The organism is Microbacterium sp. M1A1_1b, assembly GCF_053345565.1.
The window spans coordinates 25,241-40,409 of sequence record NZ_JBKFAJ010000012.1 but is presented as its reverse complement, the minus strand read 5'-3'; the positions used below and the strand labels follow the sequence as shown (position 1 = coordinate 40,409).

The window sequence follows — 15,169 nt, the reverse complement described above, 5'->3', positions numbered from 1 at the left end:
ACCGGGGCGCGACGCGACCGCCTGGAGGCCCGGTGCCGGCCCGACGGACCGGCACCGGGCCTCCAGACCGTGCGGACTACGGCGTCAGCAGCAGCTTGCCGATGACGTCACCGCTCGCGATCCGCCGGTGCGCATCGCCCGCCTGGGCGAGCGGCAGCACCGCGTCGACCACCGGGCGGACGCTGCCGTCCTCGACGAAGGGCCAGACGTGTTCGCGCACCGCGGCGACGATCGCGGCCTTCTCGGCCAGCGGCCGTGCACGCAACGTGGTGCCGCTGATGGTGGCGCGCTGCTGCATCATCAGGCCGAAGGGCAGCGCGGCCTCGGAGCCGCTGCCCGCCGCGATCACGGCCAGGTGCCCGTTCTTCGCGAGCACCTCGAGGTTCCGCTGCAGGTACGCGGGCCCGACCACGTCGAGCACGACGTCGACCCCGGCGCCGTCGGTGAACTCGCGGGCACGGGCGACGAAGTCCTCGGTGCGGTGGTCGATCACCAGGTCCGCACCGAGCGCGCGGGACGCCGCGACCTTGCGCTCCCCACCCGACGTCGCGATGACGCGCGCACCGAGCGCCTTCGCCCACAGCACGGCGTGCGAGCCCATGCCGCCCGTGCCGCCGTGCACCAGCAGCGTCTGCCCGGGGCGCAGCCCGGCGAGCATGCCGATGTTCGAGTACACTGTGCAGGCGGCTTCGGGCAGCGCCGCGGCCTGCACCAGGTCGAGCCCGTCGGGCACGGGCAGCAGCTGCGACGCGGGGACGACGGCCATCGAGGCGTACCCGCCACCGGCGAGCAGGGCACAGACCCGGTCGCCGACGGCCCAGCCCGTGACGCCCGGGCCGAGCGCCCGGATCGTGCCGGACACCTCGAGGCCGAGGACGTCCGACGCGCCGGGCGGCGGCGGGTAGTGCCCCTGGCGCTGCTGCAGGTCGGCGTTGTTGACGCCGGCGGCGGCGACCTCGACCAGGGCCTCGCCGTCGGCCGGCGTGGGGTCGGGAAGCTCGGAGAGGGTCAGGACGTGCTCGTCGCCGGGGGCGTCGAAGGTGATGGCGTGCATCCCTCGACGCTACGCGCCTGCGTTCGGCACTCGCGACGCACGCTGTCCGTCCGTGCATGTGTACCGTTCCTGGGGTACTACTGCACCGAACCTGGGGGAGACCATGCAGAAGACCCTGACCATCACCACCGCACTGCTCGCCGTCGCCCTGCTGTCCGGGTGTTCCGGCGGCGACGCAGCGTCGTCCGCGGATGCACCGTCCGCGTCGGGCACGACCCGGGCGACCGCGCCGGCGGAGTCGAGCGCACCGGCGCAGACGACCGCCGAGGCGTGCGCGAGCGTCGAGTCGGACATCGCACAGGCGACGGACTCCTTGACCGCGAGTGGGCGACCCACCGAGCCGAGTGCGATGGCCGACCGGCTGACCGCGTTCGTCGGCGAGCTGCGCTCGGCCAACGCAGACGTCACGAACGACCAGGTCCATGCTGCCGTGCAGACCGTCGAGGACGAGTGGACGGCCGCAGCCGAGACCCTGCGCGGTGTGTCGGGGCTGGACGACCCGGCGTTCGCGCAGGCCGGCGCTCGGGCGCAGTCGGCCATCGACGCCTACTCGTCGCTCTGCAGCTGACCGGTTCTGTCCTGCACCAGGACGGGCGCCGGGAAGATCCCCGGCGCCCGTCCGTCTCTGGTCCGTGTGCTGCTCAGCCCGCCGTGGCCAGCGAGCGGTCGAGCCGGTCGATCTCCTCGGGGCGCAGCCGGACCGTCGCCGCGGTCACCGAGTCGAGGATCGACTGCGGGCGCGAGGCACCCGGGATCGGGATGACCACGTCGCTCTTCGCCAGCTCCCATGCCAGGGCGACCACCTGCGGGGTGACCCCGTGGGCCCGCGCCACGGTGGCGAAGTCCTGGTAGGTCGTGCCGAGGTCCGATGCGCCGGCGATGCCGCCCAGGGGGCTCCACGGCAGGAACGCGATGCTCATCTCGTCGCAGAGCTCGAGCTCGGCCTCGCTCGAGCGGAACTTCGGCGAGTACTGGTTCTGCACCGACACCAGGCGGCCGTCCAGCACCTCGTTGGCCTGCCGGATCTGGTCCACGGCGGCGTTCGAGATGCCCGCCATCCGGATGACGCCCTCGTCGAGCAGCTCGGCGAGCGCCCCGATCGAGTCGGCGTACGGCACGGCGGGGTCCGGACGGTGGAACTGGTACAGCCCGATCGCCTCGACGCCCAGGCGCTTCGCCGACGCCTTGGCCGCCTGCTTCAGGTACGCCGGGTCGCCGTTCTGTGCCCATGCGCCGGCCTCGGGCCGCAGGTGCCCGCCCTTCGTCGCGATGAGGACGTCGTCCGCGACGCCGTGGTACTCCCGCACCGCGCGGCCGATGAGTTCCTCGTTGTGTCCGACCTCGTCGTGGGCGGCCAGGTGGTACGCGTCCGCGGTGTCGATGAGGGTCACGCCCGCTTCGAGGGCGGCGTGGATCGTGGCGATCGACCGCCGTTCGTCGGGTCGACCTTCGATGGACATGGGCATCCCGCCGAGACCGATCGCGCTGACGTCGGTGTCGCCGATCATTCGCTGCTTCATGTGCCCAGCATGCGCTGGCCCGTCCGGCGACGTTCAGGCTCGGCGCGCCCAGGCCGGCGCGTGCTCCGGCCGGGGGCCGAAGGCGATGCCCCGCGCGTACAGTCCACGCACCGGGGGCACGTGCTCGGCCAGGAACACGGGCACGCGCGGTGGTCCGTCCTGCAGGTTCCCCGCGAACGCCCGCTCGAAGACCACCCGGTGCAGGAACCGCTGCGCTGCCTGCACGACCATCGCCGGGGGCTTCCGTCGCCGTTGCACCGCCGCGAGGGCGTGGTCGAGTGCCCGTCCCCGCACACCCCCGACGAGCGCCGGCCCGAGGACGGCGGCCGTGGCGACGGCGTCCTGCACCGCCAGGTTGATCCCGACACCGCCCGCCGGCGACATCGCGTGGGCGGCGTCCCCGATGCAGAGCAGCCCCGGGCGCCACCACCGCGACAGTCGGTCCATCCGGACGTCGAGCACGTGCACGTCGTCCATCGACGCGATCGTGTCGACGCGGTCCGCGAAGTCCGGTCGGATGCGCGCGATCCGGGCGCGGAACGCCGCCAGGCCCTCGGCACGCAGCCGCGCATCCGAGCCCTTCGGCGCGAAGTAGGCGACCTGGTGGTAGTCCGGCCGCGGGAAGCTCAGCACGACGTCGGTGTCGTCGAACGCGGGCACGAGCGCGCTGTCGGCGTCGCCCGGACGCTTCGGCAACCGGAACCACCACGTGTCGAAGGGCACCGGGAACGCCGCCGGGTGCAGACCGGCCGCCGCCCGCAGCACCGACCCGCGGCCGTCGCACGCGATGACGACGTCGGCGCGGAGCTCTTCCGGCTCACCCGTGCCCCGGGACGGGTGCAGGTGGACGCCGACGACCAGGCCGTTCTCGACGATCAGGTCCGTCGCCGCCCGTCCCATCACGATGTCGAACGACGGCTCGTGTCGTGCCGCGTCGACCAGCATCGCCAGCAGGTCCCACTGCGGCACCATCGCCACGTGGTCGTACGGGGGGCGCAGCCGCGAGAAGTCCCCGAGCAGCACGGTGCTGCCGTCGCCCCGGGGGAGCGAGAAGTCGTCGAGCCGCGACTGCGGCAGCGCCCGGAACGCCGCACCCAGGCCGAGTTCGTCGAGCAGACGGATCGTGGAGGCGTGCACGGTGTCGCCGCGGAAGTCCCGGTTGAAGTCGTCGTGCTTCTCGATCACGCGGACGGCGATCCCGGCCCGGGCCACCAGCAGTCCGAGGACGACCCCGGCGGGCCCACCACCCACGATCGCGACGCCCGTCCGGCTCACCCGCACCATGCCGCCGAGCGTACGCCGCAGCCCGAGCCGTGCTCCGGCCGCCCACCGGTCACGTTCCGTCGGAGGCTGACCGGTCGCAACACCCCGCTCAGGTCCGCCGACCGGTCACGTCCTGTCGCTCGGGCGCCGCCCGAGCGACAGGACGTGACCACTCGGCGCGGGCGCAGCGACAGAACGCGACCAGCCACCGGACGGGAGGCCCGTGGCGGCGCCGCACCGCGCCTCCCGTCCGGTGCGCACCGGCCCCAGGGCCGCACCGACCGCGTCAGGCCGTCGTGCTGCTGCTCGACCCCGTCGAGGCGGCACCGTCGGCGGCCCCGGCGAACACGACCCCGCCCCACGTGATGCACGCCACCGCGAGCACGAACCCGATCGCCGCGATCCACCACGAACGGCGCCGACGGATCCACGCGCCGACCGCCAGCACGACCGTCGCGGCGCCGATCACGAACGCGCCGCCGACGGCGATCGCCGCCCCGCCGAAGAACCCGCCGGGGGAGCACCCCGCGGCCGCGTCACACGACGCGGTGGCGGAGATCGTCGCGATCACGGCGACGACCGCGGCGACGACCGTCAGGAGCGCGCCGAACACCAGCAGCAGCACCGTGGAGATGCGGTCCGCCAACTTGCCGGGCGGGAACAGCGTCGTGCCGCCGCGCTCCCACGCCGAGGGCGAGGACTGCGGGCCGGGTTCCGGTGCTGACCAGGTCATGTGGGTCCCCTATCGTGCTTCGACGCCGAAGGCCTCGGCCAGGCGCTGGATCTTCTGCGCGCGACCCAGGCGCGGCAGGTCGGACCCGTCGCGGATCACGCGGCCCCGGGCCTCGAAGTCGTCGAGGAAGTCCTGCGCCCAGGCGACGTCGGTGGGCGTGGGGGAGATGACCTCGTTGATGACGGGCAGCTGCTCGGTGTCCAGGCAGAGCTTGCCGGTCAGGCCGAGGGACACCGCGACCTGCGACTGCTCGCGCAGGATCGGGTGCGACGAGCCGACGGTCGGACCGTCGATCGGGCCGGGCAGGTTGCCCACGCGGGATGCGACGACGAGCTTCGACCGCGGGTACGCCATCGCCAGCGTGTCGGCCGAGGTGCCGGTGTCGCGGCGGTAGTCGCCGCTGCCGAAGGCCAGGCGGAACGCACCCTGCGCCTTGGCGATGCTCGTCGCCTCCTCGATCCCCACGGCCGACTCGACCAGGGCGATCACGGGGGTCTGTCCACCGAGCCGGTGCCACGTGTCGGTGACCTGGGCCGGGCTCTCGGTCTTCGCGAGCATGACGCCCTGCAGCCCGGGGAGACCGCGCAGTTCTTCGACGTCGTCCGCCCAGAAGTCGGTCGTGACGTCGTTGATCCGCACCCAGGCGTCGCCGCCCCCGGTCAGCCACTCGGCCACCGTCGAGCGGGCGGAGGGCTTCATCGCCGGGTCGACCGCGTCCTCGATGTCCAGGATCACCTGGTCGGCGCGCGACCGGGTCGACGGTTCGAAGCGTTCGGACGCGGTACCGGACACCAGCAGCCACGAGCGTGAGATCTCGGCGGGGACCGATCGACGCCGTGACACAGCGGTGGTGGGCGGGGCGGAGCGGTCGTCGATGGCCATGCCACGTTGGTACCACAGTCGGCGTCGGCGGATGCACCACCGGGCGGCCGGATTGCCGGAAACCTCGGGTCATTGCCAGAGTGCCGGGGCGCTTCCGCCTACAGTGGGCGTTGTGTGGCGTGCGGACAGGGTGACGGACGGCGAGGGCGACGTGAACGACGACGTCCCGGCCGGCCAGAACCGCGCGCCCGGGGGCGATGCGCACCAGGCCGGTGCGCGCGATGACCACCGCGACGAGCAGGACGAGACGACGAGCACTCCCGACGCCACGACCGACAGCCCGGACGACTCCGACGTGCTCCGCCCGGAGCTGCAGATGACGAGCCCGCACGCGATCAGCCTGGGTGACCCGCGGCTGACCGCCACCAACGCCGCCGAGCCCGTCTGGGACGCCTGGCGCGCGCAGCTCTCCGGCGTCGGTGGCTCCAGCCCGCTCGTGCACTTCGCGGACCACCCTCGCGCCCGCATCGAGCTGTCCACGACCCATCCCGGTGGTCTGGCCCAGTTCATCACCGGCAAGACCACGCTGCTGTCGAGCCTGATCCGCGACGAGGTCGCCCTGCGCGCCGCCCGGATCGCGGCCGGCCACGTCGAGGCCAAGGGCACCGAACTGGCCACCGTGCGCGGCATCGACGCCGCGCACCTGGGCATCGGCATGGCTGACTGGAAGGCCGGCGACGAGCAGTTCCGCGGCCCGGTCCTGCTCCGCCCGCTCGCGATCCGTCGCCACGGCCGCGACTTCGAGGTCCGGCTGCTCGGCGAACCCGTGCTGAACGCGGGGCTCGCCGATGCCCTGCGCGAGCAGTTCGGCGTGACCCTCGACGCCCAGGCCTTCGTGGCGCTGGCGCGACAGGACGGCTCGTTCACACCGAACCCGGTCATCGACCGTCTGCGATCCCTGACCGCGCACATCCCCGGGTTCTCGGTGCACGCCCGCCTGGTCGTGTCGACGTTCGCCGAGGTCGCCTCCGGCCTGGTCGAGGACACGAAGGACCTGTCGCACCCGGTGCTCGACGCACTCGCCGGCAACCCGAGCGCCAAGTGGCAGGTCGAGCAGTCCTACCACCCGGTCGAGCAGACCCCCTCGGACGAGCGCAGCCCGGACACCGACACGCTGCTGCTCGACGCGGACGACGAGCAGGAGAACGTGATCGCGCAGATCACGGCCGGCAACTCGATCGTCGTGAAGACCCTGCCCGGCACCGGCGGCACCCAGACGATCGTCAACGCGCTCGGTGGCCTGGTCGCCGCGAACAAGCGCGTCCTGGTCGTCAGCCCCCGTCGTGCCACGCTGCGCGGGATCGCCGCCCGCTTCGGCGAGGTCCAGCTGCCCGGCGTCGCCGTGACACCCGCCACCCTGCGTCGCGACGTCGTGCGCGCCATCGCCCGCAACGAGAAGGCCTCGCGGCCGAACCTGCGCGAGGTCGACGACGCCCTGGTGCGCCTGCGCAAGGTCCTGACCGACTACCGCGGCGGTCTGACCCGCACCGATCCCGACTTCCGCGTCAGCGTGCTCGACTGCCTGGTCGAACTCTCACGCCTGTCCCTGCTGCCGGTCCCGCCGTCGACCACCGCGCGCCTGTCGAAGCAGTCGGTCAGCGCCATGGTCACCGGGCGCTCCCGCGTCGCCGAGACGATGGTCAGTGCCGCCAACCTCGGCGAGTTCCGCTACGGACCGGACGACTCGCCCTGGTACGGCGCGAAGTTCGCCTCGAGCGACGGTGCCCACCGCGCCCACGCGATCGCGCAGGAGCTGCACGGCGGGGCACTGCCGACGCTGCTGCAGCGCGCGCACGAGCTCATCGCGACGACGCGCATGCGCCAGTTCACGACCATCAACGAGCTCGGCATCTACCTGCGCCTGCTCACCGAGATCCGCGACACCCTCGACCGCTTCCTGCCCGTCGTGTTCGACCGTTCGGTGTCCGAGCTCGTCGCGGCGACCGCCCCGCGCGGCGAGGGTGCCCCGATGTCCTCGACCAACCGGCGTCGGCTCAAGAAGCTGGCGCGCGAGTACGTCCGTCCCGGCGTGCACGTGTCCGACCTGCACGAGGCACTGACCCGCGTGCAGCAGCAGCGCGTGCTCTGGCAGCGCTACGTCGCCGCCGGCGTCGCACCCGAGGTCCCCACGGGCATCGCGGACGTGCAGGTGCTGTTCTCGAACGTGGTCGAGGACCTGGCACGCCTCGACGAGCCCCTCGGTCGCACGGCCCGCGACGAGCAGCTCGCGAACATGCCCGTCGACGACCTGCTGCCGTACATCGGGTCCCTGGCCGCCGAGTCCGACGTGCTGCACAACCTGCAGGAGCGCACCGAGCTCATGCAGACCCTGCGCGACCTGCAGCTGCAGCCCCTGATCACCGACCTGGCGAACCGGCACGTGCCGGACACGCAGGTCCCCGCCGAGCTCGAGCTGGCGTGGTGGCAGTCCGCGCTCGAGACCATGCTCGAGTCCGACCGGGCACTGCTCGGGGCGAACACCGACATGCTCGACCGGGTCGAGGCCGACTTCCGCCTGGTCGACGACGCGCACGCGGCCGGCGTCTCACAGGGCCTGGCGTGGCAGCTCGCCGAGAACTGGAAGGTCGGCCTCGTCGACTGGCCGGAAGAAGCGGCGGCGCTCAAGAGCCAGCTCAAGGACGGCGCCATCACGTCGCGCCTGCTGCAGGACTCCGCCCCGCACCTGTCGCGAGCGATCGCACCCGTCTGGCTCGCGAGCCCGTACGAGGTCCCGCAGATCGCCGACACCATGCCCTTCGACACGGTGATCCTGGTCGACGCCGGAGCGGTCACGATCGCCGAGACCGTCGACGCCGTCCGCCGCGCACGGCAGACCGTCGTGTTCGGCGACCCCGTCACGCAGACGCCGTCACCGTTCCGCATCGCCGTCGATCCCGCGCACCGCGCCCTGCAGGTCGACGAGGAGACCCTCGACGCCCTGCACGCCGACTCGGCCCTGGCGAAGCTGTCGACGCTCCTGCCGACGCTGTCCCTGACCACGTCGTACCGCGCCGGCGGCGAGGACCTGGCCGAGCTGGTCAACCGACGCTTCTACGGCGGCCGGATCGAGTCCCTGCCGTGGGCCGGCTCGTTCCTCGGCCACGGCTCGATCGCACTCGACTACGTCAGCGACGGCAAGGCCGTGCCCGATCCCGAGTCCGGCGCGGTCGAGAGCGTCGACGCCGAGGTGGACCGTGTCGTCCGCCTGGTCATCGACCACGCCCGCACCCGCCCGACCGAGTCGCTCATGGTGATCACCGCGTCGGCCAAGCACGCCGTGCGCGTCGAACAGGCCGTGCTGACCGCCGCCCAGGGCCACAAGGACCTGACCGAGTTCGTCATCGGCGACCGTGCCGAGCCGTTCATCGTCGCCACGCTCGAGCAGTCCGTGGCGCAGAGCCGTGACCGCGTCGTGTTCTCGATCGGCTACGGCCGCACCCCGCACGGCCGTGTCCTGCGCGACTTCGGTCCGCTCGGCAAGCCCGGCGGCGTGCGACTGCTGGCCGTCGCGATGACGCGCGCCCGTCGCTCGATGGTGATCGTCACGTGCTTCCAGCCGTCCGACATCGAGGCCGAGCGCATGGGCCACGGCACCGTCGCGCTGGCCGAGATCCTGGCCGAGGTCCGCGCCCGCACCACCGCCGAGTACGTGCCGGACGACTCCGACCCGCTGCTGGTGGACCTGGCACGCCGACTCGAGATGCGTGGCATCCCGGTCGCCCTGGGCCACCGCGGCAAGCTCGGCCTGGTCGCGGCACACGGCGGGGTCTGCGTCACGATCGAGACCGACGCGTCGCTCGTGCAGGGGTCCCTGCGCGAGTCGCTGCGGCTGCGTCCCGAGGTGCTCCGCCGACTCGGCTGGCACTACGTGCGCGTGCACGCCTTCCAGCTGTTCTCCGACCCGGACCGCGTGGCGAACACGGTCGCGGCGGTGCTCGGCGTCGACCGCGGCGCGACGCAAGAGATCTCGATACCACCGATCCCAGCGCGCCGATGAGTCGGCGGGCCTCCCGGCCCGCCGGACCGGTCACGCCGGACACGGACCACCTGGTGGGCACGTGGACGCGGGCCGACGACGCGGCCGCACCCGAGCCTCCTGAGCGGGTGTCCGGAACCCCCCACCGGACGGGAGGCCCCACTCGCGTCCACAGGCGCGTCACCACCGAGCCTGTGCCGGGTTCCGACCCCGCCCCGGCCCCGGAACCGGCGCGGCACGACCGCGGCGAGAACGACGCACGGCTGCTGGGCGACCGGCCTCCCCACTGGGGGTAGGTACCCTGGAGGTCCGACCTCGACGAAAGCACGTGATGACCCTCCCCGCAGTGCGCCAGCGCCCCGACTGGCAGACCTGGCCGAACCTCATCACGATGGTGCGGTTCCTGCTCATCCCGGTCTACGTGGTGCTGGTCCTGCAGGGTCACCCCGGGTGGGCGCTCGTGTCGCTCGTGGTGCTGGGGGTCTCCGACTGGGCGGACGGCTTCATCGCCCGCAGGTTCGACCAGGGCTCCAAGCTCGGCAAGGTGCTCGACCCGATCGCCGACCGGCTGGCGATCATCGCGATCGTGCTGTCACTCGTGCTCGTCGGCCTGCTGCCGTGGATCGTCGTCGTGCTGGTCGTCGCGGTCGACGTCGTGCTCGCGGTGCTGTCGAGCGTGTGGTTCGGCGGCGACCCGGACCTCGACGTGTCGTGGACGGGCAAGATCCGCTCGGCGCTGCTGTTCGTGGGGCTGCCCGTGCTGCTGTTCTCGTCCACTGCCTGGGCGTCGGAGCACTCCTGGATCCGCATCACCGCGCTCGTCTTCGTGTGGCTCGGCACCGCCGGGCACCTGCTCGCCGGTGCGCAGTACGTCGCCGCGATGGTCCGCAAGCGCCGGACGGCGCGTTCCGCGCTGGCGTAGCGCCGCGGCCCCGGCCGTTCGCACAACCGAAAGCCGTCGGCGCCACGTGAAAACATAGCGCCGACGGCTTTCGGTTGTGCGAGGTTATCCGCCGACGACCGAGGCTGACTAGAGCTTGGTCGTGCCGGCGATCCCGGGACCCTCGGGAGCGTCCGACGGAGCGACGTGCGCGCCGCCGCCGGCGTTCGCGGTCACGCCGTTCTGCGATCGGAGCAAGTCGCGGATCTCGAGCAGCACCTCGACGTCGGTCGGCGGGACGTCCTGCGGCGTCTGCTCCTCGTCGTTCTTGACCCGCTCGAACGCGACCTTCTTCAGGTGGTTCACCGGGACCACGAGCGCGAAGTACACGACCGCCGCCACGATGACGAAGTTGATCACCGCGCCGATGATCGCACCGAACAGGATCTTCGCGCTGCCGCCGGACACGGTCGGGATCTCCCAGATCAGCGCCTTGTCCAGGCTCGACGCGTTGAAGACCGCACCGATCAAGGGGTTGATGAGCGAGCTCACGATGGCCGTGACGATCGCGGTGAACGCAGCACCGATGACGACTGCGACGGCCAGGTCGATCACGTTGCCGCGGAGCAGGAACTCCTTGAAGCCCTTCATGCGGGTCTCCTTCCGGGTCGGGACGGCCGCCGGTCGGCGACGGCCTCAACCTACCGCTGGAGCGGAGTCCTGGTCAGGATGCGGCGGGCGTGCTGGGCTTGCTCGGCTTGCTGCCGGACTTCGCGGGTGTCGACGACGCGCCGCCGGACGAGCCGGAGCCGGACGAGCCGGAGCCGGACGAGCCGGAGCCGGACGAGCCGGAGCCGGACGAGCCGGAGCCGGAGCCTGACGAGCCGGAGCCGGAACCCTCGGACGCCGGCTTCGGGCGGGAGTCCGTCCGGTAGAACCCACCGCCGTTGAACGTCACCCCGACGGGCGAGAACACCTTGCGCAGCACACCACCGCACGTGGGGCACTCGGTGAGCGTGGCGTCGGAGAACGACTGCTTGATGTCGAACGCGGTGTCGCACTCGGTGCAGCGGTACGAGTAGGTGGGCACGTCAGCTCCGGAACGTGATGATGCGCGACGGCGTGATGATGCCGTCCACGGGTTCGTCGTGGGGTTCGCGCGGGACCTGGTCCAGGTACTCCGCGTCGAAGATCACAGCATAGACGGGCGGGCGCTTCGCCATGGACCCGAGGGTCTTGTCGTAGTAGCCCCGGCCCCAGCCCATCCGGACGCCGTCGTGCCCCACGGCGGCCGCCGGTGTCAGGATCGCGTCGACGTCGTTGATCGCCAACGGGGACAGCACCTCGCCGACGACCTCGGGCATCCCGAACAGTCCCTCGTGCTCGCTCGACCCGTCGCCGACCGCCCAGTCGAGCAGGCCGTCCTCGCGGGTGACGGGCAGCAGCACGCGGATGCCCTGCTCGTGCGCCCAGTCCAGGAAGGGGCGCACGTTCGGTTCGTCCGACGCCGACAGGTACAGCGCGATCGACTCGACCTGGCGCTCCTCGGCGAAGCGCTGCAGCGTCCGGGTGAGGGCCTGGGTGTCGGTGTCGCGTTCGGTGGTGGTCCGGGTTCGTCGCCGCTGCCGGAGCTCGGCCCGCAGCGCTCGCTTCTCGTTGCCGAGATCGGGGATCATGCGCAGGAGTCTAACGAGCGCCAGGTCCGGTCCCTGCGGGAAGCCGCCAGACCCGCGCGCAACTCGGTGTCCTCCGTTCCGGCGACATGACCTGGCGGAGCCCATCGGATACGGTCTGGGGCATGGGCTTCCAGATTTCCAAGGCGGTGATCCCAGCGGCAGGGCTGGGCACGCGCTTCCTCCCCGCGACCAAGGCGATGCCGAAGGAGATGCTCCCCGTCGTCGACAAGCCAGCCATCCAGTACGTGGTGGAAGAAGCGGTCGACGCCGGTCTCACCGACGTGCTGATGATCACCGGGCGCAACAAGAACGCGCTCGAGAACCACTTCGACCACGTGTCCGAGCTCGAGGAGACCCTCCGCAAGAAGGGCGACCACGAGAAGCTGCAGAAGGTCAACCAGTCCACCGACCTGGCCGACATGCACTACGTGCGCCAGGGTGACCCGCTGGGCCTCGGCCACGCGGTGCTCCGCGCCAAGATGCACGTCGGTCGTGAGCCCTTCGCGGTCCTGCTCGGCGACGACATCATCGACGCCCGTGACCCGCTGCTCAAGCGCATGATCGAGGTCCAGGGCGAGAAGAACGCGACCGTCGTCGCCCTGCTCGAGGTCCCCGAGTCGCAGACCCACCTGTACGGCATCGCCACGGTCGAGCCGACCGACACCGACGACGTCGTGAAGATCACCGGCCTGGTCGAGAAGCCGGCCCAGGGCGAAGCGCCGTCCAACCTGGCGATCATCGGCCGCTACGTCATCCGCCCCGAGGTCTTCGACGTCCTCGAGAAGCAGGAGCCCGGCAAGGGCGGCGAGATCCAGCTCACCGACGCGCTCATGAAGATGGCGAGCGCCGAGGAGTGGACCGGCGGCGTGTACGGCGTCGTGTTCCGTGGACGTCGGTACGACACCGGTGACAAACTCGACTACATCAAGGCGATCGTGCAGCTCGCCTCGGACCGCGCGGACCTCGGACCCGACCTGAAGTCGTGGCTCAAGGAGTTCAACGCGGGCGAATGAGTCGACCCAATCCCGCACGGGACCGGACCACCGGGCCCGTGCGGGACACCCGTCTCGGTGATCACCGGGACACCGGAGGAACCGCCCGATGACGACCATCCCGACCCTGTCCCACGGACGGGTCACCATCCGCCCCCTCCGGCTCCGCGACGGTCGCGACCTCGACGCTGCCCTCGCGACCAACCGGTCCTGGCTGCGCACGTGGGAGGCCACGAACCCCTCCGGCACGGTCTCCACCGACGTCCGCGGCAGCATCCGGGCGCTGCAGGCCAACGCCCGCGCGGGACTCGGACTGCCGTTCGCGATGGAGCTCGACGGCCGGTTCGTCGGGCAGCTCAACGTCTCCGGCGTCACCTACGGCTCGCTGGCCAGCGCCTCGATCGGGTACTGGGTGGTCGAGAGCGCCGCGGGTCACAACGTCACGCCGATCGCGGTCGCCCTGGCCACCGACCACTGCTTCCGGTCCGTCGGCATCCACCGGATCGAGATCTGCATCCGCCCGGAGAACGCCCCGTCGCTGCGCGTGGTCGAGAAGCTCGGGTTCCGGTACGAGGGCCTGCGTCGCCGGTACATCCACATCAACGGCGACTGGCGCGACCACTTCTGCTTCGGCCTGGTCGCCGAAGAGGTCCGCGAGGGCGTCCTCGAGCGCTGGGTGCGTGGCGCCGTCCCGCCGGGCGTCGGGAGCGTGCCGCTCGCCGCCCGCGACGAAGCGGCGATGCCGATCATCACGGGTCCGCGCGCCTGAGCGATCGGTCTGGAGGCCCGGCTCGGCCCCGCCGATCCGCTCACGACTCGCGCAACACGCGTCCCGCAATCACGGGCCGCGGGAAGCCGCGCCCCTAGCCTCTCCCCATGGCAGGTATCGGGTCGTGGGGTGGTGGCGTCGTGCTGCTCGTCGCCGCGGTGCTCTGGGTCGTGTACCTGATGCCCGCATGGGCAGCCCGACGCCAGTACCTGGCGACCGAACGGAACGCGATCCGCCTGCAGCAGACCCTGCGGATCCTGGCGCAGACCGCCGAACTGCCGGACGAGGTCCGCATCGAGATGAACGCCCGGTCCCTCGCCGAGGCGCAACGTGTGGCGAAGTCCGAAGAGGCCAAGCGGTCCGCCATCGTCCGCGCGCACGAAGCCGCCCGACAGCGTGAGATCACCCGCCGACTCGCGGAGCAGGCCCCCGCGCTCGAGCGGGCGTCGTCGATGCCCGCGCTGACCGCCATGCGCATGCGCCGTTCGCGGCTCGGCGCGACGATGCTCGGCGCCGCCGGGCTGGTCGTCGCGCTCGTGGTGCTCGTCGTCGCACCCGCCGCGTGGCTGGTCGCCGTCGCCGGGCTCGTCGCTGCGGGTGCGTCCGCAGCGGTCCTGGCGCAGCTGCACCAGGTCGCCCAGGCGCGGAAGGCGCGGGCCGCAGCATCGACGCCGAGCGCGCCCCGGGCCTCCCGTCCGGCCACCGCGTGGACCGACCCGGCCCCGCCGCTCTCCGGCGACCAGGCCACGCCGGACGCCGACGCGGACCGGACCTGGACGCCTGCACGTGTGCCGAAGCCCCTGTACGTCGAACGGCCGACCGCCCCCGCTGCGTCGCCGGAGTCGTCCGCCGAACTCGCGGCGCGGCTGAAGGAGCGCGTCGCCGCGGCGAAGGCCGAGGCCGACGCCGAGGCCGCCGCCATCCGCGCGGGGGAGTCCGACCCGGCGCTGGCGACGGTGTCGCGGATGCGCCCCGACGTCGAAGAGGCGGTCGCGTCGCTGTCCGCCCACGACCAGGGTCGACTGGCCGAGCGGCTCGGACTGCGCGCGTCCGGACCGGCTGCTCCCGCGACCCGTGCGGCGTCCGCATCGTCGTCTGCTCCTGCCGACTCGGACGCCCCGTCGGCCCCGAGCCGATGGGCCGGCATGGGGGTCATCGGCGACGACGACTACCAGCAGGCGGACCTCGACGCGATCATGCGTCGGCGCCGCGCGGTCTGAGGCGTCGATTTCGGATCGGCCTGAGGCTGGTGCTAGTGTGGTCGAGCACTTGGGGCTATGGCGCAGTTGGTAGCGCGTCTCGTTCGCAATGAGAAGGTCAGGGGTTCGAATCCCCTTAGCTCCACCAGGAAGCACAGCTCGACGAAGGCCACCCGCTCGGGTGGCCTTCGTCGTTGACGGGTTCGTCGCAGCGATCCGTTGCTT

The 15,169-nt window shown here is 72.1% G+C and carries 14 protein-coding genes and 1 tRNA gene; 7 read left to right on the top strand and 8 right to left on the bottom strand.

Annotated elements, in window-relative coordinates; translation table 11 throughout:
• Positions 1-76 precede the first annotated feature (76 nt).
• Positions 77-1,054: an NAD(P)H-quinone oxidoreductase gene (locus ACLBWP_RS18175; RefSeq protein WP_447656232.1), complete on the bottom strand. Its 978-nt coding sequence runs from the start codon at positions 1,052-1,054 to the stop codon at positions 77-79.
• Positions 1,055-1,157: 103 nt separating this feature from the next.
• Between ACLBWP_RS18175 and ACLBWP_RS18170 the strand changes: the two genes are divergently transcribed.
• The gene (locus tag ACLBWP_RS18170; protein ID WP_447656231.1) at positions 1,158-1,622 is read left to right on the top strand and encodes a hypothetical protein; all 465 of its coding nucleotides are present in this window, start codon (positions 1,158-1,160) and stop codon (positions 1,620-1,622) included.
• Between the two features lie 73 nt (positions 1,623-1,695).
• Here ACLBWP_RS18170 and ACLBWP_RS18165 read toward each other — a convergent pair whose 3' ends face one another.
• The 4 genes from ACLBWP_RS18165 to ACLBWP_RS18150 all read right to left on the bottom strand — a co-directional run bounded on the left by ACLBWP_RS18165 (position 1,696) and on the right by ACLBWP_RS18150 (position 5,452).
• A complete protein-coding gene (locus ACLBWP_RS18165; RefSeq protein WP_447656230.1) occupies positions 1,696-2,574 on the bottom strand; it encodes an aldo/keto reductase in 879 nt (292 codons plus the stop codon).
• 33 nt (positions 2,575-2,607) lie between these two features.
• Entirely contained in the window at positions 2,608-3,858 is a 1,251-nt protein-coding gene (locus tag ACLBWP_RS18160) for an FAD-dependent oxidoreductase (protein WP_447656229.1), read from the bottom strand.
• Positions 3,859-4,123: 265 nt separating this feature from the next.
• Positions 4,124-4,570, bottom strand: a complete 447-nt coding sequence (locus tag ACLBWP_RS18155) for a DUF6264 family protein (protein ID WP_447656228.1) — start codon at positions 4,568-4,570, stop codon at positions 4,124-4,126.
• A 9-nt stretch (positions 4,571-4,579) separates the two neighbouring features.
• Positions 4,580-5,452 (bottom strand): HpcH/HpaI aldolase/citrate lyase family protein, encoded by an 873-nt coding sequence (locus tag ACLBWP_RS18150; protein ID WP_447656227.1) that lies wholly within the window; start codon positions 5,450-5,452, stop codon positions 4,580-4,582.
• Positions 5,453-5,768: 316 nt separating this feature from the next.
• On the opposite strand from ACLBWP_RS18150, the gene ACLBWP_RS18145 reads away from it, so the two are divergent.
• Both ACLBWP_RS18145 and ACLBWP_RS18140 read left to right on the top strand, forming a co-directional pair.
• Positions 5,769-9,449, top strand: coding sequence for an AAA family ATPase (locus ACLBWP_RS18145; protein WP_447656248.1), 3,681 nt, complete (start codon positions 5,769-5,771; stop codon positions 9,447-9,449).
• A 310-nt stretch (positions 9,450-9,759) separates the two neighbouring features.
• Complete coding sequence (locus tag ACLBWP_RS18140; protein WP_447656226.1) at positions 9,760-10,350, top strand: CDP-alcohol phosphatidyltransferase family protein; 591 nt, start codon at positions 9,760-9,762, stop codon at positions 10,348-10,350.
• A gap of 108 nt (positions 10,351-10,458) precedes the next feature.
• Here ACLBWP_RS18140 and mscL read toward each other — a convergent pair whose 3' ends face one another.
• From mscL to ACLBWP_RS18125, 3 genes are all read right to left on the bottom strand, one after another.
• A complete protein-coding gene (gene mscL, locus ACLBWP_RS18135; protein WP_243562831.1) occupies positions 10,459-10,959 on the bottom strand; it encodes a large conductance mechanosensitive channel protein MscL in 501 nt (166 codons plus the stop codon).
• Positions 10,960-11,032: 73 nt separating this feature from the next.
• Positions 11,033-11,398 (bottom strand): FmdB family zinc ribbon protein, encoded by a 366-nt coding sequence (locus ACLBWP_RS18130; RefSeq protein ID WP_447656225.1) that lies wholly within the window; start codon positions 11,396-11,398, stop codon positions 11,033-11,035.
• 1 nt (position 11,399) lies between these two features.
• A complete protein-coding gene (locus tag ACLBWP_RS18125) occupies positions 11,400-11,984 on the bottom strand; it encodes a 5-formyltetrahydrofolate cyclo-ligase (protein ID WP_243562829.1) in 585 nt (194 codons plus the stop codon).
• A 122-nt stretch (positions 11,985-12,106) separates the two neighbouring features.
• Here ACLBWP_RS18125 and galU point away from each other — a divergent pair, with 122 nt between their 5' ends.
• The 4 genes from galU (at position 12,107) to ACLBWP_RS18105 (ending at position 15,092) form a co-directional block, all read left to right on the top strand.
• The gene (gene galU / locus ACLBWP_RS18120) at positions 12,107-12,997 is read left to right on the top strand and encodes a UTP--glucose-1-phosphate uridylyltransferase GalU (protein ID WP_243562828.1); all 891 of its coding nucleotides are present in this window, start codon (positions 12,107-12,109) and stop codon (positions 12,995-12,997) included.
• An 88-nt stretch (positions 12,998-13,085) separates the two neighbouring features.
• On the top strand, positions 13,086-13,745 hold the full coding sequence (locus ACLBWP_RS18115; RefSeq protein ID WP_243562827.1) for a GNAT family N-acetyltransferase: 660 nt from the start codon (positions 13,086-13,088) through the stop codon (positions 13,743-13,745).
• A gap of 107 nt (positions 13,746-13,852) precedes the next feature.
• Positions 13,853-14,965 (top strand): hypothetical protein, encoded by a 1,113-nt coding sequence (locus tag ACLBWP_RS18110; protein ID WP_447656224.1) that lies wholly within the window; start codon positions 13,853-13,855, stop codon positions 14,963-14,965.
• A gap of 51 nt (positions 14,966-15,016) precedes the next feature.
• Positions 15,017-15,092: transfer RNA gene (locus ACLBWP_RS18105), tRNA-Ala, on the top strand.
• Positions 15,093-15,169: the final 77 nt, after the last annotated feature.